Annotated in this window: 28 protein-coding genes; 14 read left to right on the top strand and 14 right to left on the bottom strand. The window is 73.4% G+C overall.

Features of this window, described 5'->3' with window-relative positions:
* Positions 1-88: 88 nt before the first annotated feature.
* The 5 genes from AC29IT_RS08665 (at position 89) to AC29IT_RS08645 (ending at position 3,890) form a co-directional block, all read left to right on the top strand.
* Positions 89-775, top strand: coding sequence for a biliverdin-producing heme oxygenase (locus tag AC29IT_RS08665; RefSeq protein WP_488218353.1), 687 nt, complete (start codon positions 89-91; stop codon positions 773-775).
* Positions 776-1,170: 395 nt separating this feature from the next.
* Positions 1,171-2,028, top strand: coding sequence for a helix-turn-helix domain-containing protein (locus AC29IT_RS08660; RefSeq protein WP_358443148.1), 858 nt, complete (start codon positions 1,171-1,173; stop codon positions 2,026-2,028).
* Entirely contained in the window at positions 2,025-2,222 is a 198-nt protein-coding gene (locus tag AC29IT_RS08655; RefSeq protein WP_488218352.1) for a DUF397 domain-containing protein, read from the top strand. The genes AC29IT_RS08660 and AC29IT_RS08655 overlap by 4 nt, the downstream gene beginning before the upstream one ends.
* Positions 2,223-2,322: 100 nt before the next feature.
* The gene (locus AC29IT_RS08650; protein WP_488218351.1) at positions 2,323-3,147 is read left to right on the top strand and encodes an SAM-dependent methyltransferase; all 825 of its coding nucleotides are present in this window, start codon (positions 2,323-2,325) and stop codon (positions 3,145-3,147) included.
* Between the two features lie 314 nt (positions 3,148-3,461).
* Complete coding sequence (locus tag AC29IT_RS08645) at positions 3,462-3,890, top strand: hypothetical protein (protein WP_488218350.1); 429 nt, start codon at positions 3,462-3,464, stop codon at positions 3,888-3,890.
* Here the strand turns inward: AC29IT_RS08645 and AC29IT_RS08640 are convergent.
* Genes AC29IT_RS08640 through AC29IT_RS08630 form a run of 3 tightly spaced genes read right to left on the bottom strand, consistent with a single transcriptional unit; the run spans position 3,811 to position 5,791 of the window.
* Positions 3,811-4,458: a DUF1990 family protein gene (locus tag AC29IT_RS08640; RefSeq protein ID WP_488218349.1), complete on the bottom strand. Its 648-nt coding sequence runs from the start codon at positions 4,456-4,458 to the stop codon at positions 3,811-3,813. The two genes, AC29IT_RS08645 and AC29IT_RS08640, sit on opposite strands and share 80 nt — an antisense overlap.
* Positions 4,455-5,132, bottom strand: coding sequence for a DUF1990 family protein (locus AC29IT_RS08635; RefSeq protein ID WP_358443133.1), 678 nt, complete (start codon positions 5,130-5,132; stop codon positions 4,455-4,457). The genes AC29IT_RS08640 and AC29IT_RS08635 overlap by 4 nt, the downstream gene beginning before the upstream one ends.
* Positions 5,129-5,791, bottom strand: a complete 663-nt coding sequence (locus tag AC29IT_RS08630; protein ID WP_358443130.1) for a DUF4383 domain-containing protein — start codon at positions 5,789-5,791, stop codon at positions 5,129-5,131. The genes AC29IT_RS08635 and AC29IT_RS08630 overlap by 4 nt, the downstream gene beginning before the upstream one ends.
* 161 nt (positions 5,792-5,952) lie before the next feature.
* Between AC29IT_RS08630 and AC29IT_RS08625 the strand changes: the two genes are divergently transcribed.
* On the top strand, positions 5,953-7,137 hold the full coding sequence (locus AC29IT_RS08625; RefSeq protein WP_488218348.1) for a hypothetical protein: 1,185 nt from the start codon (positions 5,953-5,955) through the stop codon (positions 7,135-7,137).
* Here AC29IT_RS08625 and AC29IT_RS08620 read toward each other — a convergent pair.
* Entirely contained in the window at positions 7,113-7,379 is a 267-nt protein-coding gene (locus AC29IT_RS08620) for a UBP-type zinc finger domain-containing protein (protein ID WP_488218347.1), read from the bottom strand. The two genes, AC29IT_RS08625 and AC29IT_RS08620, sit on opposite strands and share 25 nt — an antisense overlap.
* Before the next feature lie 147 nt (positions 7,380-7,526).
* Between AC29IT_RS08620 and AC29IT_RS08615 the strand changes: the two genes are divergently transcribed.
* Positions 7,527-9,098 carry a Na+/H+ antiporter gene (locus tag AC29IT_RS08615; RefSeq protein WP_358443122.1) on the top strand — a complete coding sequence of 524 codons (1,572 nt, stop codon included), beginning with the start codon at positions 7,527-7,529 and terminating at the stop codon, positions 9,096-9,098.
* Positions 9,099-9,108: 10 nt separating this feature from the next.
* Here AC29IT_RS08615 and AC29IT_RS08610 read toward each other — a convergent pair whose 3' ends face one another.
* Entirely contained in the window at positions 9,109-9,855 is a 747-nt protein-coding gene (locus AC29IT_RS08610) for an IclR family transcriptional regulator (protein WP_358443119.1), read from the bottom strand.
* 500 nt (positions 9,856-10,355) lie between these two features.
* On the opposite strand from AC29IT_RS08610, the gene AC29IT_RS08605 reads away from it, so the two are divergent.
* The 5 genes from AC29IT_RS08605 (at position 10,356) to AC29IT_RS08585 (ending at position 17,202) form a co-directional block, all read left to right on the top strand.
* Positions 10,356-12,830, top strand: a complete 2,475-nt coding sequence (locus AC29IT_RS08605; RefSeq protein WP_488218346.1) for a GcvT family protein — start codon at positions 10,356-10,358, stop codon at positions 12,828-12,830.
* A 77-nt stretch (positions 12,831-12,907) separates the two neighbouring features.
* Positions 12,908-14,107, top strand: coding sequence for a glycine cleavage T C-terminal barrel domain-containing protein (locus tag AC29IT_RS08600; protein ID WP_358443113.1), 1,200 nt, complete (start codon positions 12,908-12,910; stop codon positions 14,105-14,107).
* A 19-nt stretch (positions 14,108-14,126) separates the two neighbouring features.
* The gene (locus tag AC29IT_RS08595) at positions 14,127-14,969 is read left to right on the top strand and encodes a methylenetetrahydrofolate reductase (RefSeq protein ID WP_358443110.1); all 843 of its coding nucleotides are present in this window, start codon (positions 14,127-14,129) and stop codon (positions 14,967-14,969) included.
* Positions 14,966-16,663, top strand: a complete 1,698-nt coding sequence (locus AC29IT_RS08590; RefSeq protein WP_358443107.1) for a formate--tetrahydrofolate ligase — start codon at positions 14,966-14,968, stop codon at positions 16,661-16,663. The genes AC29IT_RS08595 and AC29IT_RS08590 overlap by 4 nt, the downstream gene beginning before the upstream one ends.
* Positions 16,660-17,202 carry a cyclodeaminase/cyclohydrolase family protein gene (locus AC29IT_RS08585; RefSeq protein WP_488218345.1) on the top strand — a complete coding sequence of 181 codons (543 nt, stop codon included), beginning with the start codon at positions 16,660-16,662 and terminating at the stop codon, positions 17,200-17,202. Before AC29IT_RS08590 ends, AC29IT_RS08585 begins: the two co-directional genes overlap by 4 nt.
* Before the next feature lie 43 nt (positions 17,203-17,245).
* On the opposite strand, the gene AC29IT_RS08580 is transcribed toward AC29IT_RS08585, so the two are convergent.
* The 3 genes from AC29IT_RS08580 to AC29IT_RS08570 form a co-directional block, all read right to left on the bottom strand.
* Positions 17,246-18,517: a cytochrome P450 gene (locus AC29IT_RS08580; RefSeq protein WP_488218344.1), complete on the bottom strand. Its 1,272-nt coding sequence runs from the start codon at positions 18,515-18,517 to the stop codon at positions 17,246-17,248.
* Positions 18,518-18,704: 187 nt separating this feature from the next.
* Positions 18,705-19,397: a TetR/AcrR family transcriptional regulator gene (locus AC29IT_RS08575; protein WP_488218343.1), complete on the bottom strand. Its 693-nt coding sequence runs from the start codon at positions 19,395-19,397 to the stop codon at positions 18,705-18,707.
* 4 nt (positions 19,398-19,401) lie between these two features.
* Positions 19,402-20,613 carry a cytochrome P450 gene (locus AC29IT_RS08570; RefSeq protein ID WP_488218342.1) on the bottom strand — a complete coding sequence of 404 codons (1,212 nt, stop codon included), beginning with the start codon at positions 20,611-20,613 and terminating at the stop codon, positions 19,402-19,404.
* Positions 20,614-20,700: 87 nt separating this feature from the next.
* On the opposite strand from AC29IT_RS08570, the gene AC29IT_RS08565 reads away from it, so the two are divergent.
* Positions 20,701-20,898, top strand: a complete 198-nt coding sequence (locus AC29IT_RS08565) for a ferredoxin (protein ID WP_358443093.1) — start codon at positions 20,701-20,703, stop codon at positions 20,896-20,898.
* A 16-nt stretch (positions 20,899-20,914) separates the two neighbouring features.
* Here the strand turns inward: AC29IT_RS08565 and cutA are convergent, their stop codons facing one another.
* The 6 genes from cutA to AC29IT_RS08535 form a co-directional block, all read right to left on the bottom strand.
* Positions 20,915-21,232: a divalent-cation tolerance protein CutA gene (gene cutA / locus AC29IT_RS08560; protein ID WP_358443090.1), complete on the bottom strand. Its 318-nt coding sequence runs from the start codon at positions 21,230-21,232 to the stop codon at positions 20,915-20,917.
* A 108-nt stretch (positions 21,233-21,340) separates the two neighbouring features.
* Entirely contained in the window at positions 21,341-22,354 is a 1,014-nt protein-coding gene (locus AC29IT_RS08555; RefSeq protein ID WP_358443087.1) for a LacI family DNA-binding transcriptional regulator, read from the bottom strand.
* Positions 22,355-22,598: 244 nt separating this feature from the next.
* Positions 22,599-23,504, bottom strand: a complete 906-nt coding sequence (locus AC29IT_RS08550) for a serine hydrolase (protein WP_488218341.1) — start codon at positions 23,502-23,504, stop codon at positions 22,599-22,601.
* Positions 23,505-23,667: 163 nt separating this feature from the next.
* Positions 23,668-23,997: a DUF2795 domain-containing protein gene (locus AC29IT_RS08545; protein ID WP_358443082.1), complete on the bottom strand. Its 330-nt coding sequence runs from the start codon at positions 23,995-23,997 to the stop codon at positions 23,668-23,670.
* A gap of 10 nt (positions 23,998-24,007) precedes the next feature.
* Positions 24,008-25,129, bottom strand: a complete 1,122-nt coding sequence (locus AC29IT_RS08540) for a baeRF2 domain-containing protein (RefSeq protein ID WP_488218340.1) — start codon at positions 25,127-25,129, stop codon at positions 24,008-24,010.
* 25 nt (positions 25,130-25,154) lie between these two features.
* Positions 25,155-25,727 carry a type 1 glutamine amidotransferase domain-containing protein gene (locus tag AC29IT_RS08535; protein ID WP_488218339.1) on the bottom strand — a complete coding sequence of 191 codons (573 nt, stop codon included), beginning with the start codon at positions 25,725-25,727 and terminating at the stop codon, positions 25,155-25,157.
* 159 nt (positions 25,728-25,886) lie between these two features.
* Between AC29IT_RS08535 and AC29IT_RS08530 the strand changes: the two genes are divergently transcribed.
* Positions 25,887-26,345: a peroxiredoxin gene (locus AC29IT_RS08530; RefSeq protein ID WP_358443075.1), complete on the top strand. Its 459-nt coding sequence runs from the start codon at positions 25,887-25,889 to the stop codon at positions 26,343-26,345.
* The last annotated feature ends 63 nt before the right edge of the window (positions 26,346-26,408 follow it).

Here is a 26,408-nt window from a genome sequence, read left to right as displayed (position 1 = left end):
AGTGGCGGCCACCTCTTGGCACCGGGCACCGCGGCGTGCCACGATCCTAGAGATTAAGTAAGGCTTACCTAACTGCCCGGAGGTTCGAGTGTCCTCGCCCGCACAGCAACCGGTACGCAGTGACTTCGCCGCCAGACTCCGGTCCGGCACCCGCGCCGACCACGACCACGTCCAGTCCCTGCCGTTCCTGCGGACCCTGCTCGCCGGGGAACTCGAAGCCGACGCCTACGCCGTGATGCTCGGGCAGCACTACTTCGCCTACGCCGTGCTGGAGAAGGCCGCCGACACCATGCGCAGCGACGTGGTCGCGGGCCCGTTCGTCAGCGAGCGGCTGCGCAGGCTGCCGCACCTGGAGACCGACCTGCACTACTACCTCGGCCCGGACTGGCGGGAGGTCATCGCCCCCAGCCCCGCCACCGAGCGGTACTGCGCACGGCTGCGGGAGGTGTGCTTCGACTGGCCCGGCGGGTTCGTGGCGCACCACTACACGCGGTGCCTCGCCGACCTCTCCGGCGGCAAGCTGATCCGCTCGGCGATGCGGCGCAGCCTGGACCCGCCGGACGGCAAGGGCTTCGCGTTCCTCACCTTCGACGACGTGCCCAGCAGCGCCGGGGTGCGCAACGCCTACCGGCTGCTGCTGGACACCGCGGGCTGGGACGAGCGGGAACAGCGGCGGATCATCGCGGAGGTCCGGCTGGCCTACCACCTCAACACCGAGGTGTTCGCCGATCTCGGCGAGCGGTTGCCGCCGCGCATTCCGCACCCCCGCCGGTGACTTCCCGGCAGCGGAAATGAGCCGCAGGACATTGCAACGTTCCCATCGAATTCCGCAACAGTGCGGAATTCGATGGGAATACTTGCACTAGCCTGGCCGGTCATTGCATCGCCGCGGCGGACTCCGATTCCGCGGGCCACCCCCGAGCACGCCCCGACCGGCCGGGAACCCGTCGCCGAATAAGTCCTCATAGGACGGAATACGGAATTCCGCACGGCTCGTCAGCTGCCACGACCTGCCAAAACAGGATCCCCGAAGCCGGATGGTCCGGACCACGGCCGAATTCGACCGGTCCCGATCAAGGAAAAAACAGAATGCCAGGTACCGAGACCTGGCAGCAATGACTCATTCGGATGATCGCCATTGTCACGGACAATGGATTAGCATTCAGCGACATGACCGCAACTCCACCACGACCGCGGGCCTACGTGCTCGGCGCGGAACTGCGCGACGCCCGCCGCAAGAGCGGGTACACCTTGCGCGGCCTCGCCTCGATCCTGGACGTCTCGCACTCCGTACTGGTCCGCTGGGAACACGGCGACCGGGTGCCGTCCGCCGAATCCATCTCGGCCGTGTGCGTGGTGCTCGGCGTCAGCAGCACCGCGCGGACCCGGATGCTCAAGCTCGCCCGCGAAGCCGCCGCCGAACCGGCGCCCTCGCAGACCCCGGGCGCCGCGGGCGGCGTCGACCAGCTCGCCACCCTGCTGGAGTTCGAGCGCACCGCCACCAAGATCACCGACGTGGCGCCGCTGCTCATGCCCGGCCTGCTCCAGTCCGCCGAGTACACCCGGTCGATCATGGCGACCGGCGTGCCCGAGCAGGAGGCGAACAAGCGGGTCGCGATGCGCCAGGGCCGCCGGGACACCATCACCCGCAAGCGCTCGCCCGCGAAGTACACCGCGCTCATCCTCGAATCCGTGCTGCACCAGCCCATCGGGCGCACCGGCGGGCTGCACGACCAGCTGCGCTTCCTGGACGAGATCTCCGAGCGGGACAACGTCGAACTCCGCATCATCCCGTCCGCCGCCGGGTGGACCCCCGCGCACGCCGGGCCGTTCGTGCTGCTCGAATTCGCCAAGGCGGACCCGGTGGTGCACCTCGAACACCACCGCTCCTCGGCGTTCCTGCAGGACGAGGACTCGGTGGGCGCGTTCCGCGCCGCCCGCGACGAACTGGAGCGGATCGCGCTGAGCAGGGAGGACTCCCGCAAGCTCATCGCCGAGATCGCCGCCCGCGAGCAGGTCCCGGCGTGAGCTCGGCGCCGCACGGCTGGCGGAAGTCCTCGCACAGCAGCCAGGAGACCAACTGCGTGGAGGTCGGGCGGCTGCCCGGCGGCGGGGCCGCGGTGCGCGACACCAAGGACCGCGCCGCCGGCCACCTCGCCACCAGTTCCGCGCAGTGGTCCCGGTTCGTACGCTCGCTCCGCCGGAGCAGCCCGATGCGCTGAACGGAGCAATGTCCGGGCCCGTTCGCCTGAAGACTTCCGGCAGGGGTGGCGACCACTACAGTGGCGTTGATCATCGAGTCGACGTCGCTGCGAGGAGACCATGCCGGTTCCGGTCGAACCCTCGGACATCATCGACACCAGCAGGCCCAGCGCGGCGCGCGTCTACGACTGCGCGATCGGCGGCAAGGACCACTTCGAGGTGGACCGCGAACTGACCCGCCGGATCAACGACCGGGTGCCCGAAGCGAGCAGCCTCGCCGTCGCGAACCGGCGCTTCCTGATCCGCGCGGTCCGCTTCCTCGCCAGGGAAGCGGGCATCGACCAGTACCTCGACTGCGGTTCCGGGCTGCCCGCCGCGGAGAACACCCACCAGGTCGCGCAGCGCATCGCCCCGGAAGCGCAGGTGGTGTACGTGGACAACGATCCGGCGGTCGCCGCGCACAGCAGGGCGCTGCTCGCCGACAACGACCGCAGCCACTTCCTCGACGCCGACATCCACCGGCCGGCCGAGGTGCTCGGTGCCCGCCTCGTCCGGGAGAAGCTGGACTTCACCCGGCCGCTGGCGCTGCTGCACGTCGGCACGCTGCACCACTACGACGAGGAGCGGGGCGGCAAGTCCGCCGCGGACCTGGTGGGCGAGTACGCGGCGGCGCTGCCCTCCGGGTCGTTCGTCGCGTTCAGCCACTTCCTCGACCCCGAGGACGCGGACGGGGAGCCCGCCCGGCTGGTGGAGGCGATGCTGCGCGCCGGGCTCGGCACCGGGTTCTTCCGCACCCGCGACGAAATCGAGGCGATGCTGGCCGGACTGGAGCTGCTCGAACCGGGCCTGGTCATCGCCGACGACTGGTGGCCGGACGGGCCGCGCCGCACGCCGCTGCCCCCGATCTCCCGCTGCATCTCCGCCGCGGTCGCCCGCAAACCCTGACCGCCCGTCTCGCTCCTTCTGCCGCGTGGCGCTCGGGTAGCGGAACCTCAGCGGCGGTGCCGGTTGCGTGCTGGGTCGTCGGTCTCAGCGGCTTCGCCGCTGGCAGGAGACCGACAAGACCCGCCGGGCGAGTTCGGCGACGGGCAGTGCGGCGCAGCCGGCCGGATCGGGCTGCGCGGCTCGTCCCGACGGCGAGGTGAACCGCCCCGAGCCGGGGCCCGCCTGACGCGTGAACGGCCCCCTGCCCAGGCGGTCCAGGTGGTCGGGGCGTTCGCCCCGGCGTGGCGGCGGGTGCGGCCGGGTATCCGGCGGGCGTGGACTCGCAGACCGTGGAGTGCTTCCCGTTCCGGTTCGACCGCGCGCACCGGCTCCCCGCGCTGGCGTTCGGCATCACCCCGCTCACCACTTGGGTCCGGGTCGGCGGCACCGAGCTCACCGTGCGGTTCGGGCCGTGGTGCCTGCGCACCGGACGCGACAACGTGGCGGCGACCGCGGTGACCGGCCCGTACTGGCTGGTGAAGACGGCGGGCCCGGCGCGGTTGTCGCTGGCCGACGGCGGGATGACCTGCGCGACGAACGGGGAGCGCGGGTTGTGCGTGCGGTTCGCCGAGCCGGTGCCGGGCGTCGAGCCGCTGGGGCTGCTCCGGCATCCCGAGGTCACGGTCACCGTCGCCGACTGCGATCGGCTGGCCGCGCTACTGGCTCGGTCAGCTCGACCATCCGATCACCGGCGCCGCGGATGAACCGCAGCTGGGTGCTGCGCCCGAACACGGCGAACCCGAGGCGCACCACCGGGTTCGGGATCGGCGCGGTCCGCGAGAACGCGCGCACCTGGAACTCGACCGCGCCGGTCGCGGTGTCCTTGCGCACCAGGAAGTCCATCTGCCCCTGCTCCAGGTGCCCGCGCAGCGTCCGGTAGTTCCAGCCCCACACCCGCACGCCGTCGCGGGTGATGTCGGTGATGCCGCCGACCCGGCACGGCAGCAGGAACACCAGGCCGTGGAACGAGGTCTCCAGCAGCAGATCGGCATCTGCGACCGGTTCCGCACTGGTGCGGCACGCGCGCCGCACCAGCGTCGGGTCGGCGAACTTGTAGTCCGCCACCAGCGCGCAGGCCCGCTCCCACGGCCCGCCCACCAGCGGCGGCCCCGGTGGTTCCCCGGGAAGCTCGCGCCGCCGGTCGTCCACCGTCCACTCCCGACCGGGGTCCTGCGGGTTCACCGCGTCGACGTCGAAGTTCACCGGCAGGTCCCGCAGCCGCGCCAGCTCCCGGTGCAGCCGCGGGTCGTCGTCGCAGCGCAACCCCGTCACACCCGCTCCCCCACCGCCGATTCGTCGCGCCCGGTGTAGATCTCCACGCCGTCCACCAAGTGGCCGCCCGCGACCGCGCAGACCCGCGCGCAGCACCGCACCCACAGGTACGCCTGCAGCCGCCGGGACAACCGCAACCGGTCGTAGAGCAGGTCGGCCGCCGGGCTGCTGCTGCGCGCCCACGACTCGATCTCGAACAGCAGCCGCATCCCGCGGTCGTCGGCGCGGAACTCGATCTGCCCCGCCTCCAGGTGGCCGGGCCGGGTGGCGAGCCGGAACGACGTGGGCGTCACCGCCAGCACCCGCACCGGCCCGTCCCACGGGCCTGGCATCCGCACCACCAGGTCGTCGCCGGGGCGCAGGTCCGCGTGGTCGCCCTCGGGTTCGAAGCGGGCCACCTCGCCGGGCACCATCCGGTCGGGTGCGGCGACGAACAGCGCCATCACGTCGGCGGCGCTGCACAGGTGCAGCTGGATCTCCGCGGAGTAGCGGCGGTGGAACAGCGGTCCGACGCCGTGCTCGGGCAGCTGGAGACCGGCGGGATCGGCGGGTGGCGGCGGCGGGCGCACCGCTTCGGCGCGGTCCACCAGGTGCACCGGCACGTCGCTGGTCAGCTCGCGCAGCACCGCCAGCAGCAGGCCGGGCGGCCAGCTCCACAGCCACGGCACCCTCACGCGCGGCCGCCCTCGGTGCGCCGCCGGGCCCGGGCGCGTTCGACGGCGCGGCGCCGCGCCTGGTCGCGCAGCACGATCTGGGTCTGCTCCGGCGTGGGGTGGCCTTCGCCCATCGCGATCTCCGCTTCCCGGTAGCGCTGCTCGTCCTCGTCCACGTCCGCGGTGTCGTCGGCCAGCTGCTCCTCCGGGTCGGGCCGCCGGGTGCGCATGGGATGTTCCCGCCGGTACGGGTTGTCCGGCGGCAGCCCGCCGGAGAGCCGGCCGTAGAGCCCGGTGCACAGCAGGACCAGCCCGGCGACCAGGCTGAAGAACACGTTCGGCAGCCGGAACGCCAGCAGGTTCAACGGCGAGTTCAAGATCGCCAGGTGCACGAGCCCGGACAGCAGGAACAGCGCGCCGATGAACGTGGTCACCGTGGAAGCCTGCCTGCCGCCCCACACCGCGCAGCCGATCAGCACCGCCCCCGCCACCAGCGAGATCACCGCCAGCAGCCCGTTGCTGGACAGCCCCAGCACCGGTTGTCCCCTGGTGGTGAAGAAGTCCAGGCCCTGCAGCAGCCCCAGCAACCCGAACGCCCACAGCACCAGCCCCAGCAGCACGGCCCCGATCCGGTGCACCGTGTGCACCGGATGCGGCGCGGGTTTCGTCGCGTGCTTCATCGGTCACCCCCGGAGGCCGTCGTCACGCTCTGCGGCTACCCGCGGACCGATCCGGTTACACCGGTCGGCGCACTTCCCCCGGTCGCCGGGTACCGCCGCGAAGATCGAGCGCCATACAGTTGTCGGCGCCCGATAGCGATCGATGCGGAATGGCCGGAGCGATGAGCCGCGACAACAAGATCCTGCTGGCTGCGCTCGCCTGCGGCGCCGTCCTCGTGCCCGCGGTGGTGGCGCTCGCGCTGCGGTGGCCGTGGTGGGCGTGGCTGCTCGGCAGCGCGGCGCTGGTGGCGGGCGTCGCGGCGTACGCCCGGCGGCTGGTGCGGCTGCACCAGCAGGAGGAGCTGCGCGAGGCGCTGGTCGTGCAGCAGCAGCGGCCCGCGGTCCCCGCCGAGCCCGAACCGGAACCGCCGCAGCAGCGGCTGCTGCGGGACGTGCCGCTGCCCAGCTCCGAACCGGACTACCGGTTCGTGTTCGGCGCGACCGTGTGGTGGCGGCGCCCGGCCGACGCGGTCGGGGTGGCGCACGAGAACCCGGCGGGACTGGCGGTCGACACCCTGCTCACCCGGGCCAAGGAGATCGCCGCCGCCGAACATCCCGGCGGTGCCGAGGTGGTGGCGCACAAGCTGGCGGGCGCGCTCGGCGCGGTGCAGCGCGATCCGCACGGCCACGTGGAGACCTGGGCCGCGGAGGTCACGCTGACGCTGCCGGAGCAGGACGCCGACCGGCTGCACCGGCTCGCGGAGGTCCGCAAGGACGAGCAGCTCTGGCACCGCGAACGCGACCACGAGCGCAGCAAGCGCGCCTACCTCGGCGACGAGGTGCTGCAGGACACCGGCAGCGCCGTGGTGTGGTGGCTGGCCCGCAACGAGAACGACGTGGAGCGCGCCGCCGAGCTCATCGGCACCCTCGCGCAGCTGTCCGCGGCAGCCAACGGCACCGAGATCGACGAGCGGTTCCGGCACCTGGTGCCGTCCGCGCGGCAGGCGCCGTTCCGCAACGGCCTGCCGCTGCAGGGGGATGCGCTGTCGTTCAGCGGCACCCTCGACTCGGGGTTCTTCACCTACGGGCAGCTGTCCGCGGGCGAGCTGCCCGCGGACGCCGAGCACACCGCCATCGACCACGTGCACGGGCTGATCGACGAGCTGAGCTCGGCCGACGAGGAGGCGGCCGACCGGGATCGGCTCGCGGGCCGGTTGGCCGCCCTGTTCGACGCGGCCGGGCAGGCCGACTTCGCGGCCGCGATCCGGCGCCGGTTCGCGGACCCCGCGGACGGGGCGGACCGGGCGGGCGGGATTGACCGGGCGGACGGGGCGGTGCCCGCTCAGCCGAGGCGTTCGTCCACGTAGCACCACGCCCAGGACTCACCCGGTTCGAACGAGCGGATCACCGGGTGGCCGGTACCGCGGTGGTGCTCGGTGGCGTGCCGCCGCGGGCTGGAGTCGCAGCAGCCGACGTGCCCGCACTCGGTGCACATCCGCAGGTGCGCCCACCCGCTCAGCCCCAGCCGGGCGCAGTCCTCGCAGCCGGCGCGGGAACCGGGCTCGGGCCGCCGGTCCGCCGCCGCTTCCAGGTGCTCGCATCCGGCCATCGTCGCCTCCCGGGTTCCGCCATCGTGCTCACCATGCCCGCTCGCACCCCGGGCCCGCCAGCGACCGGCGCGACGAGGCGCAGCATCCGTCGATCATTCCTAGACTTCCGTCGACCGCGCGGCCCGCGAGGACGGAGAGAGCACCGCATGGACCAGTTCCCCGACGTGATGTGGCTGCTCGCGGTCGCGCTCGTGCTCACCGCGCTCGCCCGGCGGTGGGGGTTGTCCGAACCGCTGGTGCTGGTGCTGGCCGGGCTGGCGCTCTCGTTCGTCCCGGGCGTGCCGGACTACGCGATCGACCCCGAGCTGATCCTGAACCTGGTGCTGCCGCCGCTGCTGTACTCGGCGGCGCTGACCTCGTCGGCGATCGGCCTCCGCGCGAACGCCCGCCCGATCGGGTCGCTGGCGCTGGGCGCGGTGCTGGTCACCACGCTGGTGACCGGGTTGGTCGCGTGGTGGCTGGTGCCCGCGATGCCGCTGGGCGCGGCGCTGGTGCTGGGTGCGGTGGTGGCGCCGCCGGACGCGGTGGCGGCCACCTCCATCGGTCGCAGGCTGGGGCTGCCGCGGCGGGTGATGACGGTGCTCAGCGGCGAGAGCCTGGTCAACGACGCGACGGCGCTCACCGCCTACCGGGTGGCGGTGGCCACCGTGCTGGGCACCGGGTACACGCTGGCCGCCGGGGTGGGCGTGTTCCTGCTCGCGACGATCGGCGGGCTGGTCGTCGGCTGGGCGGTGGGCTGGGCGGTGCACCGGGCGTGGCGGGCGCTGGCCGACGGGGTGCTGGAGAGCGCGCTGGGCCTGCTGGTGCCGTTCGCCGCGTACCTGCTGGCGGAGGCCATCAACGCCTCCGGGGTGCTGGCGGTGGTCGTCGCCGGGCTGTACTTGGGGCAGCGGGCGGCGACGGGCAGCGCTTCGGTGCGGTTGCAGGACCGAGCGGTGTGGCTGTCCGCGGACACGCTGCTGGAGGCGCTGGTGTTCGCGCTGATCGGCTTGCAGCTGAGCACGGTCACCGCGGGCGTGGCCGGGCAGCTGGTGCCGCTGGTGCTGGTCGGGCTGGCGCTGACGGCGACGGTGGTGCTGGTGCGCGCGGTGTGGGTGTTCGCGACCTTGCAGCTGCCGGAGCTGCTGCTGCGCCGGGGCGGGGCGCCGCCGTGGCGCTACGGCGCGGTGGTGTCCTGGGCGGGGATGCGCGGTGTGGTGTCGCTGGCCGCGGCGGCGGCGATCCCGCAGTTCACCTCGACCGGTGCGCCGTTCCCGCAGCGCCCGCAGGTGCTGTTCCTGGCGTTCTTCGTGACGTTGGGGACGCTGCTGCTGCACGGGCTGACCCTGCCGTGGGTGATCCGCTCGCTCGGGGTGCGCGGCGGGGAGAGCTACACCGATGCGCTGGCCGAGGCGGAGGCGGCGCACAACGCGGCGCTGGCCGCGCGGCGGCGGCTGGAGGAGCTCTCCGCGGACGATCCGCCGCCGGACGAGGTCACCGAGAACCTGCGGCGCTCCGCGGAACGGCGCAGCCACCGGGCGTGGGAACGGCTCGGCCGCTCCGCCGAGGAGGTCGGGGAGAGCCCCGGCGCCGCCTACCGCCGGTTGCGCGCCGAGATGCTCGCCGCCGAGCGCGAGGTGTTCGTCCGGTTCCGGGACGAGGGCCGCATCGACGACGTGGTGCTGCGCCGCGTGCTGCACGAACTGGACCTGGAGGACGTGATGCTGAACCGGGAGTGACCGCCCCCGGTCATTCCTCCAGGAAGCCGAGCTGGCCGGAGAGCTCCTTGGCGGCCACCGTCATCGCGCCGATCACCTCGCGCATCCGCTTGCGGGAGAACCGGTAGGACGGGCCGGAGGCGCTGAGCGCGGCGACGACTTCGCCGTCGTGCCGGTGCACGGCGACCGCGGCGGCGTTCAGCCCGAGCTCCAGCTCCTCGTAGCTGGTGGCATAGCCGTCGCGCACGATGAGCTCGAAGCCGCCGCGCAGTTCGACCGGGTCGGTGACGGTGCGCGGCGTGTACTGGGCGAGTTCGTCCTCGAGCAGCGCGTCCTGGTCGTCGGCGGGCGCGTGCGCGAGCAGCACCTTGCCGCTGGAGGTGGCGTGCAGCGGGGTGCGCTGGCCGACCCAGTTGTGCGCGGTGACGGAGGCGGTGCCGCGGGCCTGGCTGATGTTGATGGCCACTTCGTCGTCGCGGACGGCGATGTTCACGGTCTCGCCGAGCTCTTCGGCCAGCGATTCGCAGAAGGGCCTGCCGAGCCGGGACAGGTCCATCCGGTCGGTGGCGGCGCCGGCGAGCCGGACGATGCCGAAGCCGATGACGTACTTGCCACGCTCTCCGAGCTGCTCGACGAGGCCGCGGGAGACGAGGACGCTGACCAGGCGGGAGGCGGTGGACTTGTGCACGCCCAGTTCGCCCGCGATCTCGGTGATGCCCGCTTCGCCGTGGCGGGCCAGCAGTTCCAGCACGGTCACCGCCCGGTCAACCGACTGCACGAGGGCGCCGGAACGTTCGCTGGATCGTCCTGCGTTGACCACGGTTCAACCCGTATCCGTTGCGGAGAATTGCCTTGATGAACGATACACGGTGTTGCTGATTACGCAACAACCCGGCCGGGGGTCGTCGGGGACCTGACTCCCGGCGCAGCGGCGGCCACGCTACGGGACCGGACCGGTGCCGCCGACCCCCACCCGGTCACCCACCGGGGGACGCATCGGAACGCGGCGTGCACCCACTGCGGGCCGTTCGCGACGGGTCGCACTGGAACGCGGAAAACCCGATCACTCCAAGGGAATTCGCCCTCCCGTGTGCTTGACGCATCCCTTCCGTCAGGCGCAGTGTTGCGTACAACGCAGCCAGTTGTGAGGAGCGCAACAACCGTCCCGGCGTCCTTCCGGGGCCACCGCGACCGGCCGCGAGCGGGAACGCTCGGACCGAGCCGACCACCGGGTCCGCTTCGGACCCGACACCAGCGTCATGAGCCAGGGGGCGGCACATGGACGGCAGGGCACGAGTGCTCATCGTCGGAGCGGGCATCGTCGGCTGCTCCGCGGCGTACCACCTCGCACGCGCCGGGATCACCGACGTGCTCGTCGTCGACCAGGGACCGCTGTTCGCCACCGGCGGCTCCTCCTCGCACGCCCCCGGCCTGGTGTTCCAGACCAACGCCTCCGAGCTGCTGACCCGGCTGGCCGCCTACACCGTCGAGCGGTTCGGCGCCGCGGAGCTCGACGGCGAACCCTGCTTCCACCAGGTCGGCGGCATCGAGGTCGCGACCACCGCGGAACGCTGGGCCGACCTGCAGCGCAAGCGCGGCCTGGCCGCCGCGTGGGGCGTGCCCGCCGAGCTCGTCGGCCCCCGCGAGGTCGCCGACCGCATCCCGCAGGTCGACGCGTCCCGCATCCGCGGCGGGCTGCACGTGCCCGGGGACGGCGTCGCCAAACCCGTCCGGGCCGCCGCCGCGATGGCCCGCGCCGCCGAAGGGCTCGGCGTGCGGTTCCAGGGCCGCACCGAGGTCACCGGCTTCGACGTGACCGGCGGCCGGGTCCGGTCGGTGCGCACCGACCGCGGCGAGATCGAGGTGGAGACCGTGCTGTGCTGCGCGGGGATCTGGGGGCCGAAGGTCGGCGCGCTCGCCGGGGTGTCCATCCCGGTGCGGCCGCTGGCGCACCAGTACGCCGTGACCGGGCCGGTCACCGGCCTCGGCCCCGCGACCGGGCCCGAGGTGGCGCAACCGATGCTGCGGCACCAGGACGCCTCGATGTACTTCCGGCAGATCCACGACCGCTACGGCATCGGTTCGTACCGGCACCGGGTGATCCCGGTGCGCGCCGAGGACATCGCGCCCACCACCGGTGACGGCACCGAGGCGCCGTCCGGGGGCGGCGGCTGGGCGGGCATGTCCTCGGTGCACCCGTTCACGCCGCAGGACTTCAAGCAGTCCTGGGACGACGCCTGCGAGCTGCTGCCGGTGCTGCGCCGCACCGAACTCGCCGAGGGCATGAACGGGCTGTTCCTGTTCACCGCCGACGGGATGCCGGTGCTCGGGCCGTCCCGGGAGGTCGCCGGGTTCTGGGTCGCCGAGGCCGTGTGGATCACGCACTCCGCCGGGGTGGGCCGGGCGATGGCGGAGTGGATGAGCGATGGCGCGCCCGGCATCGACCTGCGCGCCGCCGACCTGCGCCGCTTCGAGGACTTCGCGCACAGCCCCGCCTACGTCGCCGAGCGCAGCGCGCAGAGCTTCCGCGAGGTCTACGACGTGGTGCACCCGCAGCAGCCGCCCGCGCGGCCCCGCCCGCTGCGCACCGGCCCGTTCCACGAACGCCAGGAACGGCTCGGCGCGGTGTTCCTGGAGGCAGGCGGCTGGGAACGCCCGCACTGGTACGAGTCCAACGAATCCCTCGTGGCGGGGCGGGAAATCGTGCTCCCGGGCGAGTGGGCCGGGCGCTACCGGTCGCCGATCGCCGCCGCCGAGCACCAGGCCGCCCGCGAGCGGGTGGCGCTGTTCGACATGACCTCGCTGGCCCGCGCCGAGGTGCGCGGGCGCGGCGCGCTCGCCCTGCTGCAGCGGCTCACCACCGCGCAGCTGGACCGCTCCCCCGGCTACGTCACCTACACGCTGATGCTGCAGCACGACGGCGGAGTGCGCGGCGACATCACGGTGGCCCGGCTGTCCGAGACCGAGTTCCAGGTCGGCTGCAACGGGCCGCGCGACGTGGCGTGGCTGCAGGCGCACGCCGACGACACCACCTCGGTCCGCGACATCACCGGCGGCACCTGCTGCCTGGGCCTGTGGGGACCGCGGGCGCGGGACGTGCTGGCACCGCTGGCCGACGTGGACGTCTCCGCCGAGTCCTTCCGGTTCTTCCGGGCGAAGCGGCTGTTCGTCGGCGAGGTCCCGGTGACCGCGCTGCGGCTGTCCTACGTCGGCGAGCTCGGCTGGGAGCTCTACACCTCCGCCGAGTTCGGCAGGCGGCTGTGGGACCTGCTGCTCGCGCAGGGCGCCGAGCACGGCATCTTCCCGGCGGGCCGGGCCGCGTTCAACGGGATGCGGCTGGAGAAGGGCTACCGCGCGTGGGGCGCGGACCTGTGGAGCGAGCACGACCCCGACGAGGCGGGCCTCGGGTTCGCCGTGAAACCCGGCAAGGGCGAGTTCATCGGCCGCGACGCCCTGCTGCGGCGCCGCGAACGCCCGGTGCGGCGGCGGCTGCGCTGCCTGCAGATCACCGACGGCGAGGTGCTGATGGGCGCCGAACCGGTGTTCACCGAGACCGGCCGCGACGCGGTCGGCTTCACCACCAGCGCGGGGTACGGGCACAGCACCGGCATGAGCCTCGCCTACGCGTGGCTGCCCGCCGAGCTGGCCGACGCGGGCACCCGGCTGCGGGTGTCGTACTTCGACCGCCGACATCCGGCGGAGGTCGTCGCCGACCCGGTCTTCGACCCCGAGATGGCGCGGATGCGCGCCTGACCCGATCCGTCCACGACTCCCCTCGGGCGATCGCCCGGGTGGTCCGACACCGCTCACACCGAGAAGGAGCGCCGCTCATGACCGTGAATCCGAACCCGGGAATCCTGCAGTACTCCAGGCTGCGCAAGTCGCCGTTCTTCCACGCCTCCCGGCAGCACGGGGTGAGCCTCTACAGCGTCTACAACCACACCTACCACCCGCGCCACTACGGCGATCCGATCGGCGAGTACTGGGCGCTGCTGGAGGGCGTGACGCTGTGGGACGTGGGCGTGGAGCGGCAGGTGGAGATCACCGGACCGGACGCCTTCGAGTTCACCAACATGCTGGTGCCGCGCGACCTCACCAAGTGCAAGGTCGGGCAGTGCAAGTACGTGTTCGTCACCGCCGCGGACGGCGGCATCATCAACGACCCGGTGCTGCTGCGGCTGGGCGAGAACCACTTCTGGCTGTCCCTGGCCGACAGCGACGTGCTGCTGTGGGCGAAGGGCCTGGCGCAGAACCTGGGCATGGACGTGCGGATCCGCGAACCCGACGTGGGCCCGGTGCAGGTGCAGGGCCCGAAGTCGCGCGACGTGATGGTGGACCTGTTCGGCGAGTCCATCTTGGACGTCCCCTACTACTACGCGGTGGACCGCGAACTGAACGGGATGCAGGTCGTGGTCTCCCGCACCGGCTACACCGCGGAGCTCGGCTACGAGATCTACCTGCACCACGCGAGCCGGGACGGCGTGAAGTTGTGGGAGACGATCTGGGAGGCCGGTCGCCCGCACGGCATGCAGGTCATCGGGCCGTGCCACATCCGCCGCATCGAAGCGGGAATCCTGTCCTGGGGGTGCGACATCACCTACGAGACGAACCCGTTCGAGGCGGGCTACGGGTTCGAGAAGACGTGGATGGTGGACCTGGAGCAGGAGGCCGACTTCATCGGCAAGGACGCGCTGGCCCGCATCAAGGCCGAAGGGGTGGCGCGCAAGCTCGTCGGGGTGCGCATCGGCGGGCCGGGCGTCGGTTCGTTCAACGACGGCAGCATGATCGAACCGTTCGACGTGCACGACCCGCACGGGCTGCGCATCGGCGAGGTCACCTCGGCCTGCCGCTCGCCGCGGCTGGACGCCAACATCGGGTTCGCGATGGTGCCGGTGGCCTACCAGGAACCGGGCACGGAACTCGTGGTGCACACCCAGCACGGACCGCAGGAGGCGCTGGTGGTGGAGAAGCCGTTCCACGACCCGAACAAGGAGATCCCGAAGCGCTTCGAGCGCACGGCGACGGCGTGAGCGAGCGGGAGTCGAGCTGATGGACACCAGCACGCAGCGGCTGCGGGAGATGCTGCTCCGCAGCAGGTTCGAGGTGCTGCCGGTGCGCGGTGCCGCCGAGCGGGCGCGGGTGCTGCCCGCGGACGGCACCGTCACCGTCACCTCCTCCCCGCGGAAGGGCCCGGAGTCCACTTTGGACACCGCGGCGGAGTTGGCGGCGGCGGGACTGCGCGCGGTGCCGCACCTGGCGGCCCGCTCCATCCCGGACCGGGCCCGGCTCGCCGCGCTGCTCGACCGGGCGGCCGAGCTGGGCAGCGATGAGATCTTCGTGGTCGGCGGCGATTCCCCCGATCCCGCAGGGGAATTCCCGGACGCGCTCGCACTGCTGCGGGCGATCGAGGACCTGGGCCGGCGCCCGGGCCTGGTCGGCATCACCGGCTACCCGGAACCGCACGCGTTCCTGCCCGACGAGGTCACGATCGGTGCCATGGCGGCGAAAGCGCCGCACGCCGACTACGTCGTCTCGCAGATCTGCTACGACCCGCAGCGGATCGCCCGCTGGCTCGGCGAGCTGCGCTCCCGTGGCGTCCTGCTGCCGGTGCACGTGGGGCTGCCCGGGGCGGTGGACGTGACGAAGCTGCTGCGGGTGTCGATGAAGATCGGCCTCGGCGAGTCGCTGCGGTTCCTGCGCAAGCAGCACGGCGTGGTGACCAGGCTGCTCGCGCCGTACACCCCGGACGGGTTGGTGGACGGTCTGTCGGCACACTTGGCGGAGCCCGCCCCTGGCATCGCCGGGTGGCACCTGTTCACGTTCGACGAGATCGGCCGGACCGCCCGGTGGCGCGACGACGCCGCGGCCCGGCTCCAGGAGGTTCCCGCATGACAATCCCGTCCGACCTGGACATCTCCCGGGCCACCGCGCTGCGGCCGATCGAGGAGATCGCCGCGCAGCTCGACATCGGCCCGCACCTGCTGGAGCCGTACGGAAAGCAGGTGGCGAAGGTGTCCCTCGACGCCGTCGAGGAGTTCGCCGACCGGCCGCAGGCCAAGTACGTGCTGGTCTCCGCCGTGACCCCCACCCCGCTGGGCGAGGGCAAGACCACCACGACCGTCGGCCTGGGCCAGGGCCTGAAGCAGCTGGGGCACCGCTCGGCGATCGCAATCCGGCAGCCGTCGATGGGCCCCACCTTCGGCATCAAGGGCGGCGCCGCGGGCGGCGGCTACAGCCAGGTGGTGCCGATGGAGGCGCTGAACCTGCACCTCACCGGCGACATGCACGCGGTGACCGCGGCGCACAACCTGCTCTCGGCGATGGTGGACAACCACCTGCACCAGGGCAACGCGCTGGGCCTGGACCCGAACCGGATCACCTGGCGGCGGGTGCTCGACGTCAACGACCGGGACCTGCGCTCCATCGTCACCGGGCTCGGCGGGGCGGCGGACGGCACGCCGCGGCAGACCGGGTTCGACATCACCGCGGCCAGCGAGGTGATGGCGGTGCTGGCGCTGTCGAACTCGCTGCACGACATGCGGAGCAGGCTCGGCCGCATCGTCGTCGGCTACACCGGCGACGGCACCCCGGTCAGCGCGGAGCAGCTGCGCGCGGCGGGCGCGATGACCGTGCTGATGCGGGAGGCGATCAAGCCGAACCTGATGCAGACCACCGAGAACACGCCGGTGTTCGTGCACGCGGGCCCGTTCGGCAACATCGCGCACGGCAACTCCTCGGTGGTGGCCGACCGGATCGCCGGGCACTGCGCGGACTACGTGGTGACCGAGGCCGGGTTCGGCGCGGACATGGGCGCCGAGCGGTTCTTCAACATCAAGTGCCGCAGCTCGGGGATGCGCCCGGACGCGGCGGTGCTGGTGGCGACGGTGCGGGCGTTGAAGGCGCACTCCGGCAACCACAAGATCGTGGCGGGCAGGCCGCTGCCGCCGGAGCTGCTGGCGGAGAACCCGGACGACGTGCGGGCGGGCGCGGACAACCTGCGCAAGCAGATCGAGAACATCCGGCTGCACGGGGTCTCCCCGGTGGTGGCGGTGAACGCGTTCCCCACCGACCACCCGTCGGAGCACGCGGCGATCCGCGAGGTCGCGGAGGCGGCGGGCGCGCGGGTCGCGGTGAGCAGCCACTTCCTCGACGGCGGGAAGGGCGCGAAGGACCTGGCGGAGGCCGTGGTCGAGGCGGCCGAGGAACCGAACCGGTTCCAGCTGCTGTACCCGGATTCCGCCGACCTCCGCACGAAGATCGAGACGGTGGCGCGCAGGGTGTACGGCGCCGACGGCGTGTCCTACGCGCCCGCGGCCGAGCGGTCGCTGCGGGACTACGAGGCGAACGGGTTCGGTTCGCTGCCGGTGTGCATCGCGAAGACGCACCTGTCGCTGAGCTCGGACCCGAAGCTGCTGGGCGCCCCGACGGGCTGGACGCTGCCGGTCCGCGAGGTGCGGGCCTCGGTGGGCGCCGGTTTCGTGTACCCGATCTGCGGGGACATGCGCACGATGCCCGGTTTGGGTTCGCATCCGGCGGCGGAGCACATCGACATCGACGAGCACGGCGAGGTCGTGGGGTTGAGTTGACCGATCTCGACGCGAGCGTGCGGGAGTTCTTGGACGAGGTGGCCGCGCCGACGCCGTCCGCGACCGGCGGTGTCGTCGGCGCGGTTACCACGGCGGCGGCCGCCGGGCTGCTGGCGATGTGCGCGCGGCTGCGGCGGGACGCGGCGCGGGCGTCGCGGGCGGAGGCGCTGCGGCAGCGGGCGACGGAGCTGGCGCAGGCCGATTCGGACGCCTACCAGGACGTGCTGGCGGCGCGGCGGCGCCCGGCGGACGATCCGGACCGGGCGGCGGCGCTCGCGGCGGCGCTGGCCGGCGCGGCCGGTCCGCCCGCGCGGCTCGCCGAACTCGCCGCCCAGGTCGCGGCGCTGGCGGACGAGGTGGCGGCGGAGGCGGGACCGGCGTTGCGCGGCGACGCGCTCACCGCCGCCGCGCTGGCGGCCGGGGCGGCGCGCAGTGCCGCGGTCCTGGTGCGCATCGACCTCACCGCGGCCGAGGCCGACCTCGCTCCCGCCGACGAGGCCGACGCGCACGCCGCCGACGCGGCCCGCCACCTGTCCTGAACCACGCGGGTGCGTGGCCCGTCCGGACGGGCCGCGCACCTGATCAGTCCCAGCTGATCGGCAGCCGGTGCACCCCGTAGATGACCATGTCGGTGCGCAGCGGGACCTCCGCGGCGGGCACGTCGAGCCGCAGCCCGGGCAACCGGTCCAGCAGTTCGGCGTAGCCGATGCGCATCTCCACCCGCGCCAGCTGCTGGCCGAGGCACTGGTGCACGCCGTGCCCGAACGACAGGTGCGCGCTGCGCCCGCGGGTGACGTCGAGCTCGCCGGGGTCGTCCCACTGCTCGGCGTCCCGGTTCGCCTCCGGCACCGACACCAGGATCGTCTCGCCCGCGCCGATGCGGACGCCGCCGAGCTCCAGGTCCTCGGTGGCGACCCGGCTGATGCCCAGGTGCAGCACCGACAGGTAGCGCAGCAGTTCCTCCACGGCGCCGTCCATCAGCGCCGGGTCGGCGCGCAGCGCGGCGAGCTGCGCCGGGTGCTCCAGCAGGGCGAAGGTGCCGAGGCCGAGCATGTTCGCGGTCGTCTCGTGGCCCGCGGTCAGCAGCGTGGTGGCGATGTCGACGAGTTCGTCGTCGGTCAGCGCCGGATCGGCGTCGCCGTGCACCAGCCCGGACAGCAGGTCGTCGCCGGGCGCGGTGCGCTTGCCCGCGACGAGCTCGCGCATGAAGTTCCGCAGCCGTTCCGAGGCGGCCGTCCGCTCCTGCTCGGGCATCTGGATGTTCAGCGAGATCGCCGCGTCGCGCTGGAACCGGTCGCGGTCGGCGTAGTCCACGCCGAGCAGTTCGCAGATGACCAGCGAGGGCAGCGGCAGCGCGAAGTCGGCGACGAGGTCGGCGCTGTTCCCGCGCGCCTTCATCGCCTCGACGAGCTCCACGGCGAGTTCGGTGACCCGCGCTTCCAGCGCGCGCATCCGGCGGACGGTGAACTGGCCGATGAGCATCCGGCGCAGCCGGGTGTGCTCGGGCGGGTCCATGAAGATGAACAGCCCGTGCCGGGCGGGGGCCTGCGCGGCGGCGTGCGGGCAGCCGCCCGCGGCGACCTCTTCCGGGGTGAGCTGCAGCGCGTCGCGGTGCCGGAACCGGTCGGAGCTGAACCGGGTGTCGCCGAGGGCTTCGCGGGCCTCGCGGTAGCCGGTGACGAGCCACGCGCGGGCCCCGTTGAGCAGCGTGATCGGCGCGACGGGTCCGTCGGCGCGCAGCCGGTCGAGCCCGGCGGGCGGGTCGAACGGGACCTCGCCGCGCTGCACGAGTTCCGGGGGCAGCGGGCGGCGCAGCCCGGGGCGGGCCGGGGCGTCGGTGGCCTGGTCGTTCATGGGGAGTCCTGTTCCCGGGCAGCGCGCAGTGCCCGTGGTGGCGGGAGGTTCTCGGTGGGAGCCGGTCGGCGGGAGCCGGTCGGCGGGCCGATCAGCGGGAGCCGGTCAGCGGGAGCCGATCGGCGGGAGCCGGTCGGCGGGAGCCGGTCGGCGGGCCGATCAGCGGGAGCCGATCAGCGGGAGCCGATCAGCGGGTACCGCTGGGCGCGAGCAGCAGTCCGGTGAGGCCGTCCGTGAGGGCGGTACCGACGAGTTCCCAGTCGGCGGGGGTGCCGGTGGCCGCGGCAGCGCGTTCCTGCTCGGCGCAGGTGTGCAGGACCGCGAGCCGGGCGGTGTCGCGGCGGACCGCGGCGACCTCCGGCGGGAGCGCGGGGGCGTGCTCGGCGAGCGCCGCGTTCGCCTCGGCCAGCAGCGCTTCCATCTCGGGGGCGTGCATCGGCCCGCTGCGCACCACCGGGTCGGTGGCGACCTGGGCGGTGAACCGCGCGCACCAGCCGGGGTTGCCGAGGCTCGCCAGGTGCCGGACGTAGGGCAGCACCATGCAGGCGACGTGCTCGCGCGGTTCCCGCGCACCGCGCGCCGCGTCGAGCATCTCCCTGGTGTGCCGGACGATCGGTTCGCTGTGCGAAGCGCTGATGGCGCGCAGCAGGTCGTCGCGGGTGCCGACGTGGTAGGCCAGCGCGGAGTTGTTGGCCTGCCCGGCGGCCTCGACGATCTGCCGGTTGGACACCTCGGAGAGCCCGCGTTCGGCGAACAGCCGCTCCGCGGTGCGCAGCAGCAGCGCCCGGGTGGCGTCGGCGCGTTCCCGGCGGGCGCCGGAGCGGGCCCCGGTGCGCGCGCCGCTGCGGTTCCGCGCGGGTCGAACGTCCACGGCGGTCATCTTCTCACCACCGCACCGGGACTTCTTCGAGCCCGCCGACCAGGAGCCCTTCGCGGCGGCGCAGGTCGTCGGCGGGGATCGCCAGCTCCAGCCCGGGCACGCGGTCGAGCAGCGCGGCGAGCACGGTGCGCAGTTCGACGCGGGCCAGCGACTGGCCGAGGCAGGAGTGCGGTCCGGCCCCGAAGGTCAGGTGCGGGTTGGGGGTGCGGGCGAGGTCCATCTCGGCGGCGTCGGCGAACGCGTCCTCGTCCCGGTTCGCGGCCTGCATCAGGGCGAGCACGGTGCTGCCCGCTTCGATGGTGGTGCTGCCGACCTCGACGGGTTCGGTGATGTGCCGGTGCATCCCGGTGCTGCCGAGGTTCGCGTCGAAGCGCAGCACCTCTTCGACGGCCGGGTCGACGAGCGCGCGGTCGGCCAGCAGGCTCTCCCAGCGTTCCCGGCGGGACAGCAGCATCGCGGCCATCTTGCCGATCATGTTGGCGGTGGTCTCGTGCCCGGCGATGAGCAGGGCCTGCCCGGTGGCGATGAGCTCGGTCTCGGAGAGCCTGCCGTCGTCGGCGTCGCTGACGGCGGTGAGCTCGGAGAGCAGGTCGTCGCCGGGTTCGGCGCGCTTGGCCCGGACGTGCTCGGCCAGGTAGTTCCACAGCTCCTGCCCGGACTCGCGGACCTCGTCCTCCGTGTAGCGGGTCAGGTTGAGCATGTGGTCGGACCAGTGCGCGAACTTCGCGCGGTCGGCGGCAGGCACGCCGAGCAGGTCGCAGATCACGAACACGGGCAGCGGGAAGCCGAGCGCGGTGCGCAGGTCGGCGGGCGCGCCCTGCCGGAGCATCTCGTCGATCAGCTCGTGGGCGATGCCCTCGATCCGCGGTTGCAGCGCGCGCATCCGCTTGACGGTGAACGAGCGGCTCAGCAGCCGTCGCCACCGCAGGTGCCCCTCGCCCTGGGCGATGGTGCTCGGGAAGGAGCCGTCCTCGGCGTCGTCGAGGGGCCTGCGGGTGAACCGCGGGTCGGCCAGGATCGCGCGCACGTCCTCGTAGCGGGTCAGCAGCAGCGCGTCCTCCCCGACCACGGTGTGCACCCGCGCCACCGGGCATTCCTGTTGCAGCCGCCGCCATTCCGCCGGGGGTTCCAGCGCGGTGGGCAGCGGGAAGGGGAACGGCAGCGGGTCGGTGGTGCCGCTTCCGGTCACGGGGCAGGTGGTGTCGTCGGCTCGCATCGCATCCTCATTAAGAAAGGCGTCTGACTTAAATGCTAGCGTAGCCTTCAGTCGACTGACTGACCAGAGAAGCCCCGGGAGGACGCCGTGGAGATCGAGATCGACGAGGACAAGTGCATCGGCGCAGGCCAGTGCGTGCTCACCGCCGAGTCCGTGTTCGACCAGCGCGACGAGGACGGCGTCGTGGTGCTGCTCGACGCCTCCCCCGGCGCCGAGCACCAGGACGCCGCGCGCGAGGCGGCCACCCTGTGCCCCGCCGCCGCGATCGCGATCCGCGCGGACTGACCCGCGCGGGCCGAGCTCAGCCGGCGGTCTCCTCGTCCAACCAGGACAGGTAGGCGGGGTTTCCGCCGACGATCGGCGTCGCGATCACCTCGGGCACCTCGTAGCCGTGGTGCTCCCGCAGGTGCGCGACCAGCGCGTCCAGCCGCGCGGCGGGCGTCTTGACCTGCAGCTGCCACTCCGGGTCGTCCTGCACGGCTCCGTCCCAGCGGTAGAAGCTGCGGATCGGCACCACCTGCACGCAGGCGCCCAGCCGCGCCTCGACGACGCCGCGGGCCAGTTCCGCCGCGGCCCGCTCGGAATCCGTCGTGGTCACGACCTGCACGTAGTCAGCCATGCGCCGAGCGTATCGACCCCGCGCCGCGGCGCGGAAGTTCCCGCCCCGGCAGGTGGGCGCGGCGGTGCCGCGGCGGGAACCCGCGGCGGGAGGACGCCGCTCAGCGGATCAGGCGCCGCCCGCCGTGCTGGCGCGCGGCAGCAGCACGCGCGGCGGCACGTCCAGGTCGTCGGCGGCGCCCGTCTCGATCAGCTCCAGCAGCAGGTGCACCGCGGCCGCGGCATCGTCCTCGACGTCCCGCGACAGCGCCGTCACCGGCGGGGTCACCACCCGGCACAGCATGGAGTCCTGCCAGGACAGCACCGCCAGGTCCGTCGGCACCCGGACGTCGAGCTCGGCGGCGCGCGCGACCGCGGCCACCGCCATCACGTCGTCGTCGTAGACGATCGCCGTCGGCGGCGGATCGGCGGCGAGCAGCCGCGCGGTGGCCCGCACCCCGCCGTCCTCGGTCGCGTCGGCCTCCACCTTCACCAGGTCGGTGCCGAGGCGTTCCCGCACCTCGGCGCGCAGCAGGCCGCTGCGGCGCGCGGTGTGCTCCAGGTCGACCCCGCCCTGCACGTGGCCGATCCGCCGGTGCCCGAGCTCGGCCAGGTGCGCCACCACGGCGCGCACCTCGTCGGCGGCGGCGAAGCGCAGCACCGCCACGTTCGCGACCCGCTCGTGCTCGCCGATCACCACCGCGGGCAGCTTCAGCTCCCGCAGCAGCGGAACCCGCGGGTCCTCGGCGCGCAGGTCGGTGACGATCACGCCGTCCACCCGGCGTTCCGCGGCCCAGGCGCGGTAGGTGCCGAGCTCGGCCTCCTCGTCCGGGGGCAGCGCCAGGTGCAGGCTCAGCCCGTACTCGGCCAGCGCCGCCTCCAAGCCCGCCATCCAGTGCACCACCGACGGTTCGGCGCGGATGTGCTGCGGCGGCCGGGCCAGCACCAGGCCGATCGTGCCGGTGCGGTCGGCGGCGGGCGTCCGCGCCGGTCCCGCCGCGTCCCAGCCGAGCTGGGCGGCGACGTCGAGGATGCGTTCCCGGGTGGCCGCCGACACCCCGGCGCGGCCGTTGAGGGCGTAGGACACCGCGGCCTTCGACACGCCGACCTGGCGCGCGATGTCGATGATCGTGGGCCGTTTCACCGCAGGTCCCCTCGTAGCCGTCCAGCGGGACGCCAGCGTAGCGAAGCAGGCCCGCTCCCGGACGCCAGGTGATCAGCCCACCGAGCGGGCGAGGCGACCGGGCCACCCCTGCGGCCACGGCTCACCGGACCGAGCGGGCGAGGCGACCGGGCCACCGCTGCGGACACCGCCCACCGGACCGGCGAGACGGACGAACGGGCCGCACCCCGAGCGCTCCAAGACCGAGGGCGCCCGGCGGCGAGGTTCAGCCGAGGCGGCGGAGCAGCGGCGCCGCGGCCTCGGTGACCACCTCGGACGCCTGCGAGTAGCTCTTCGACGACGGCTGGGTGGACAGCACCGCCACCGCGTAGCGCCGGTCCGGCCCGATCAGCCCCGCGCTGTGCACCGAACGGCGGCCGTCCGAGCAGCACATCCAGCCCGGCTTCACCGCGGCCCGGCGCGTCCCCACCTTCAGCCCGTACTGCTGGTCGAAGCCTTCCGCAGCGGTGCGCGGCGCCTCCTCCAACGGCCCCAGCACCAGGTCCCGCTCCGCCGCGGGCAGCTCCGGGACCTTGGCCAGCACCGCCGCCACGTCCCGCGCCGAGGTCCGGGTGTCGCCCCACCGCCCCGGCACCTCCGGCGGCAGCGTGCGGGTGAGCCCGTAGCGCACCGCCACCCGCGAGATGGCGCCCGCGCCGTCGAACCGGTCCCAGAGCGCGTTCATCGCCCCGTCGTCGCTGACCGCCAGCGCCCGGCGGATCAGCTCCGCGTCCGATGACGACACCCGCAGGCCCTCGCGGCGGCGTTCCGCCACGTCCATCGCCACCAGCAGCTTCGACACCGAGGCGGTGGTGAACTCCTCGTCCGCGTGCTCCCCGCCGACGGCCGCACCGGACTCGCGGTCCAGCACGGCCACCGCGACCGTGCTCCCGGAAAGCCGGTCGGCGTACTCGTCGACCTGCCGCACCGCCGACCGCACCGCCGGGTTCGGGCTCGGCCGGGCCCGCGCGGGCGCGTCCGGATAGCCGGCGCGCGACACCCACCACTGGCCGGACTCCTCGTGCGCGGTCCGGTCGCCCTGGCCACCGCACCCGGCGGTGGTCACCGCCAGCAGCACCGAGCAACCGAGCAGCGCGAGCGCGCGCCGGAACCGACGATCGGAATGATCCATGCGGGACCCCATGACTCCGAGGCCCGGCGGGAGGGCCGGGCCGTCGGACGTGCCTCCAGCACGCTAACGCCGCCGCGAGCTCGATCGCAGAACTCGGCCCGGCACGCGCGAACGCCCCCGCCTGGACGGGGGCGTTCGACGATCGTCGTGGTGTTCTCGGGTGTCAGCCGCCCTTGCGGTTCTCGCCGAGCTCCTCCGCGATCGGGTTGGCCGGTGTCTCGCGCTGGTGCTCGGCGAGGCCCGGCCGGACGTGCTGCCGGTCCTCCTTCGCCTTGTCCGCGTCGGACTGGCCCTCCTCATCGGCCTTGTCCAGCGGCACCGAGCGCAGCACCTCGCCGACGTTGTCGTAGTCGGCCAGCGGCAGCGCCCGCAGCGCGTCCACCGTGCCCTGGTCCACGCCGTTGTTCCGCGCGAAGGCGACCAGGTCTTCCTTGCTCGCGGGGAAGTCGACCGTGGACAGCGACTTCTGCACCGTTTCCCGCGTCGTCGTCATGCTTCTCCTCTCACGCGTCCGTGTAGCGCAGCACCGCGCCGATGCCGTCGGTCAGCTTCACCTCGTCCGGGTCGACCAGCACCAGGTCCGCGTCCGTACCGGCCGCCGACCAGACGACCGCCGCGCTGGCGGGCGCGCTGCCGGGGCTGGACACGCCCATGTCGGTGAGCTCCCGCTCGTGCAGCGCCACCTGGTTGGGGACGGGGCCGACGTGCAGCCAGGACACCGATTCCGGCGATCCCCACAGCACCGTGCGCACCTGGCCGCGCTGCAGGGCGGCGAGCACCGCGGTCCAGCCCTCCGCGGCGCGCTCGTCGCGGCCGCGCTGCTGCTCGAACTCGCGGACCGCCTCGTCCACGTGCGCCGACACGGCGGCGTCCACCGTCTCGGCGACCTCGCCGCGCAGGCCCTCCGCCGAGTCGCCCTGGTCCAGGTGGCCCGCATCGGTCTGCACGGTGCGCTCCCGCACGCCGCCGGGCAGGTTGTCGTGCACCAGCTTCCGCTGCTGCGGGTCACCGGCGAGCACGACGAGCTCGGCGCCGATCCGCATGGCCTGCTTGCCGATCTCCTCGGCCGCGTCCTTGGCGTTGCGCAGCCACTGCTCCTCGACCTTGTTCTGGAAGCGCTGCTCGTTGAGCTCGTCGGCGCCCGCCGGGGCCTTGTGCACCGGGTGATCGCCGCCCTGCACCCGGCGGGTGCGGGGTTCGGCGCCGGCCGCCACCACCGTCAGCTCCGCGTCCACGTGGTCGACCAGGGCCACCACGTGCGGGATGCGGGATGCCCGCAGCCGCAGGTACGGCAGCAGGTGCGGCAGCGTGCCGAAGTGCACCTTCTCGTCGTCGGAGGCGTCGTCCGGCGGCTGCGGCAGCTCCTCGCCGAACACCACCTCGCCCGCGGTCGCGACCAGCACCTGGCCGCGGTGGCCGATCCGGTACTCGTGGCGGTCCACGGTCTCGTCCAAGGCGCGCAGCGTCGCCTCGTCCGCACCCGCGTCCGCCAGCCGCTCCCGGGCCGAGCGCCACCGCAGCTGCACGGCCTTCGCGGCGTCCTCGGCGTCCGCCGACGTGTCCAGGTACACCGTCGCGAACGGGCCCTGGTACCCGTAGACGTCTTGCAGGAACGCGAGTTTCATCGACTCCTCCGCTCTGCCACCTCGATCACGCGCTGCGCGCCTGCGCGCGGTGCCTTCCCTCGGCTACCTCTTCGACGACCTTCGCGCAGAACGCGGGCAGGTCGTTCGGGTTCCGGCTGGTCACCAGCCCCGAGTCCACGACGACTTCCTCGTCCGCCCAGTCGGCGCCCGCGTTGCGCAGGTCCGTGCGCAGGCTCGGGTAGGACGTCAGCCTGCGGCCGCGCACCACGTCGGCCTCCGCGAGCAGCCACGGGGCGTGGCAGATCGCGGCGACCGGCTTCTGCTTCGCGAAGAACTCGCCGGTGAAGCGCACCGCGTTCGGCACCTGCCGCAGCGCGTCCGGGTTGGCCACGCCGCCCGGCAGCACCAGGCCGTCGTAGTCGTCCGGGGACACCTCGGTGACGACCTTGTCCACGGTGAACGTGTCGGCCTTCTCCAAGTGGTTCCGCCCCTGCACCGAACCCGGCTGGATCGACACCAGCTCCGGGCGGCCGCCCGCCTGCTCGACGGCCTTCCACGGTTCGGTCAGCTCCACCTGCTCGATGCCGTCCGGGGCCACCAGGAAGGCGACCTTGGCACCGTTCAGGTTCGCGGTCATCGTGCACACCTCCTGCAGATCGTCGCGGCGGGCCGGTTCGCGCCTCGCCGCTCAGCCGTGCCCTACCCGGCGCGCCGAGGCGGCAAACGGACAGGCTGTGCCGCGCAGGCCCGTCCGGGGCTTAGGGTGACCATCGCCGGCCACGATCAAGGAGCTCCGATGCGCCCAGGCGACACCGTCGACGACTTCGCACTGCCCGACCAGCACGGCACCGAGCGCAAGCTCTCGGAGCTCCTCGACGGCGGCACGGTGGTGCTGTTCTTCTACCCGGCGGCGATGACCTCCGGGTGCACGGCGGAGAGCTGCCACTTCCGGGACCTGTCGGCGGAGTTCGCCGAGCTCGGCGCGCACCCGGTCGGCATCAGCACCGACCCGGTCGCCAAGCAGGCCACCTTCGCGCGGACGAACTCCTTCGACTACCCGCTGCTGTCCGACCGGGAGGGCGTGGTCGCGCGGCAGTTCGGGGTGAAGCGGCGCTTCGGGCCGCTGCCGGTGAAGCGGCACACGTTCGTCATCGGGCCGGACCGCACCGTGCTGGAAGTGGTGCGCAGCGAGTTCAACATGGCCTCCCACGCCGACACCGCGCTCACCTACCTCCGCGAACAGCGCGGCGCCTGACCCGCGAACCCGAGCGGGCCCTCCGGTCAGCGTCTGTCAGCGGCGAAGCCGCTGAGCGGCGAC

It is taken from the genome of Saccharopolyspora sp. MMCC62 (assembly GCF_057736575.1).
Note: the sequence above shows the minus strand (reverse complement) of the source record. Positions and strands in the feature narration are given on the sequence as shown.

Bases quoted from the DNA above. Each gene is read 5' to 3' on its own strand.
- AC29IT_RS08605 (WP_488218346.1), top strand. From the start codon at position 10,356: ATGGACGGCAGGGCACGAGTGCTCATCGTCGGAGCGGGCATCGTCGGC.
- AC29IT_RS08615 (WP_358443122.1), top strand. From the start codon at position 7,527: ATGGACCAGTTCCCCGACGTGATGTGGCTGCTCGCGGTCGCGCTCGTG.
- AC29IT_RS08625 (WP_488218348.1), top strand. From the start codon at position 5,953: ATGAGCCGCGACAACAAGATCCTGCTGGCTGCGCTCGCCTGCGGCGCC.
- AC29IT_RS08535 (WP_488218339.1), bottom strand. From the start codon at position 25,727: ATGACCGCGAACCTGAACGGTGCCAAGGTCGCCTTCCTGGTGGCCCCG.
- AC29IT_RS08550 (WP_488218341.1), bottom strand. From the start codon at position 23,504: ATGGATCATTCCGATCGTCGGTTCCGGCGCGCGCTCGCGCTGCTCGGT.
- AC29IT_RS08660 (WP_358443148.1), top strand. From the start codon at position 1,171: ATGACCGCAACTCCACCACGACCGCGGGCCTACGTGCTCGGCGCGGAA.
- AC29IT_RS08650 (WP_488218351.1), top strand. From the start codon at position 2,323: ATGCCGGTTCCGGTCGAACCCTCGGACATCATCGACACCAGCAGGCCC.
- cutA (WP_358443090.1), bottom strand. From the start codon at position 21,232: ATGGCTGACTACGTGCAGGTCGTGACCACGACGGATTCCGAGCGGGCC.
- AC29IT_RS08575 (WP_488218343.1), bottom strand. From the start codon at position 19,397: ATGACCGCCGTGGACGTTCGACCCGCGCGGAACCGCAGCGGCGCGCGC.
- AC29IT_RS08530 (WP_358443075.1), top strand. From the start codon at position 25,887: ATGCGCCCAGGCGACACCGTCGACGACTTCGCACTGCCCGACCAGCAC.
- AC29IT_RS08620 (WP_488218347.1), bottom strand. From the start codon at position 7,379: ATGGCCGGATGCGAGCACCTGGAAGCGGCGGCGGACCGGCGGCCCGAG.
- AC29IT_RS08630 (WP_358443130.1), bottom strand. From the start codon at position 5,791: ATGAAGCACGCGACGAAACCCGCGCCGCATCCGGTGCACACGGTGCAC.
- AC29IT_RS08600 (WP_358443113.1), top strand. From the start codon at position 12,908: ATGACCGTGAATCCGAACCCGGGAATCCTGCAGTACTCCAGGCTGCGC.
- AC29IT_RS08580 (WP_488218344.1), bottom strand. From the start codon at position 18,517: ATGAACGACCAGGCCACCGACGCCCCGGCCCGCCCCGGGCTGCGCCGC.
- AC29IT_RS08545 (WP_358443082.1), bottom strand. From the start codon at position 23,997: ATGACGACGACGCGGGAAACGGTGCAGAAGTCGCTGTCCACGGTCGAC.
- AC29IT_RS08590 (WP_358443107.1), top strand. From the start codon at position 14,966: ATGACAATCCCGTCCGACCTGGACATCTCCCGGGCCACCGCGCTGCGG.
- AC29IT_RS08540 (WP_488218340.1), bottom strand. From the start codon at position 25,129: ATGAAACTCGCGTTCCTGCAAGACGTCTACGGGTACCAGGGCCCGTTC.
- AC29IT_RS08595 (WP_358443110.1), top strand. From the start codon at position 14,127: ATGGACACCAGCACGCAGCGGCTGCGGGAGATGCTGCTCCGCAGCAGG.
- AC29IT_RS08570 (WP_488218342.1), bottom strand. From the start codon at position 20,613: ATGCGAGCCGACGACACCACCTGCCCCGTGACCGGAAGCGGCACCACC.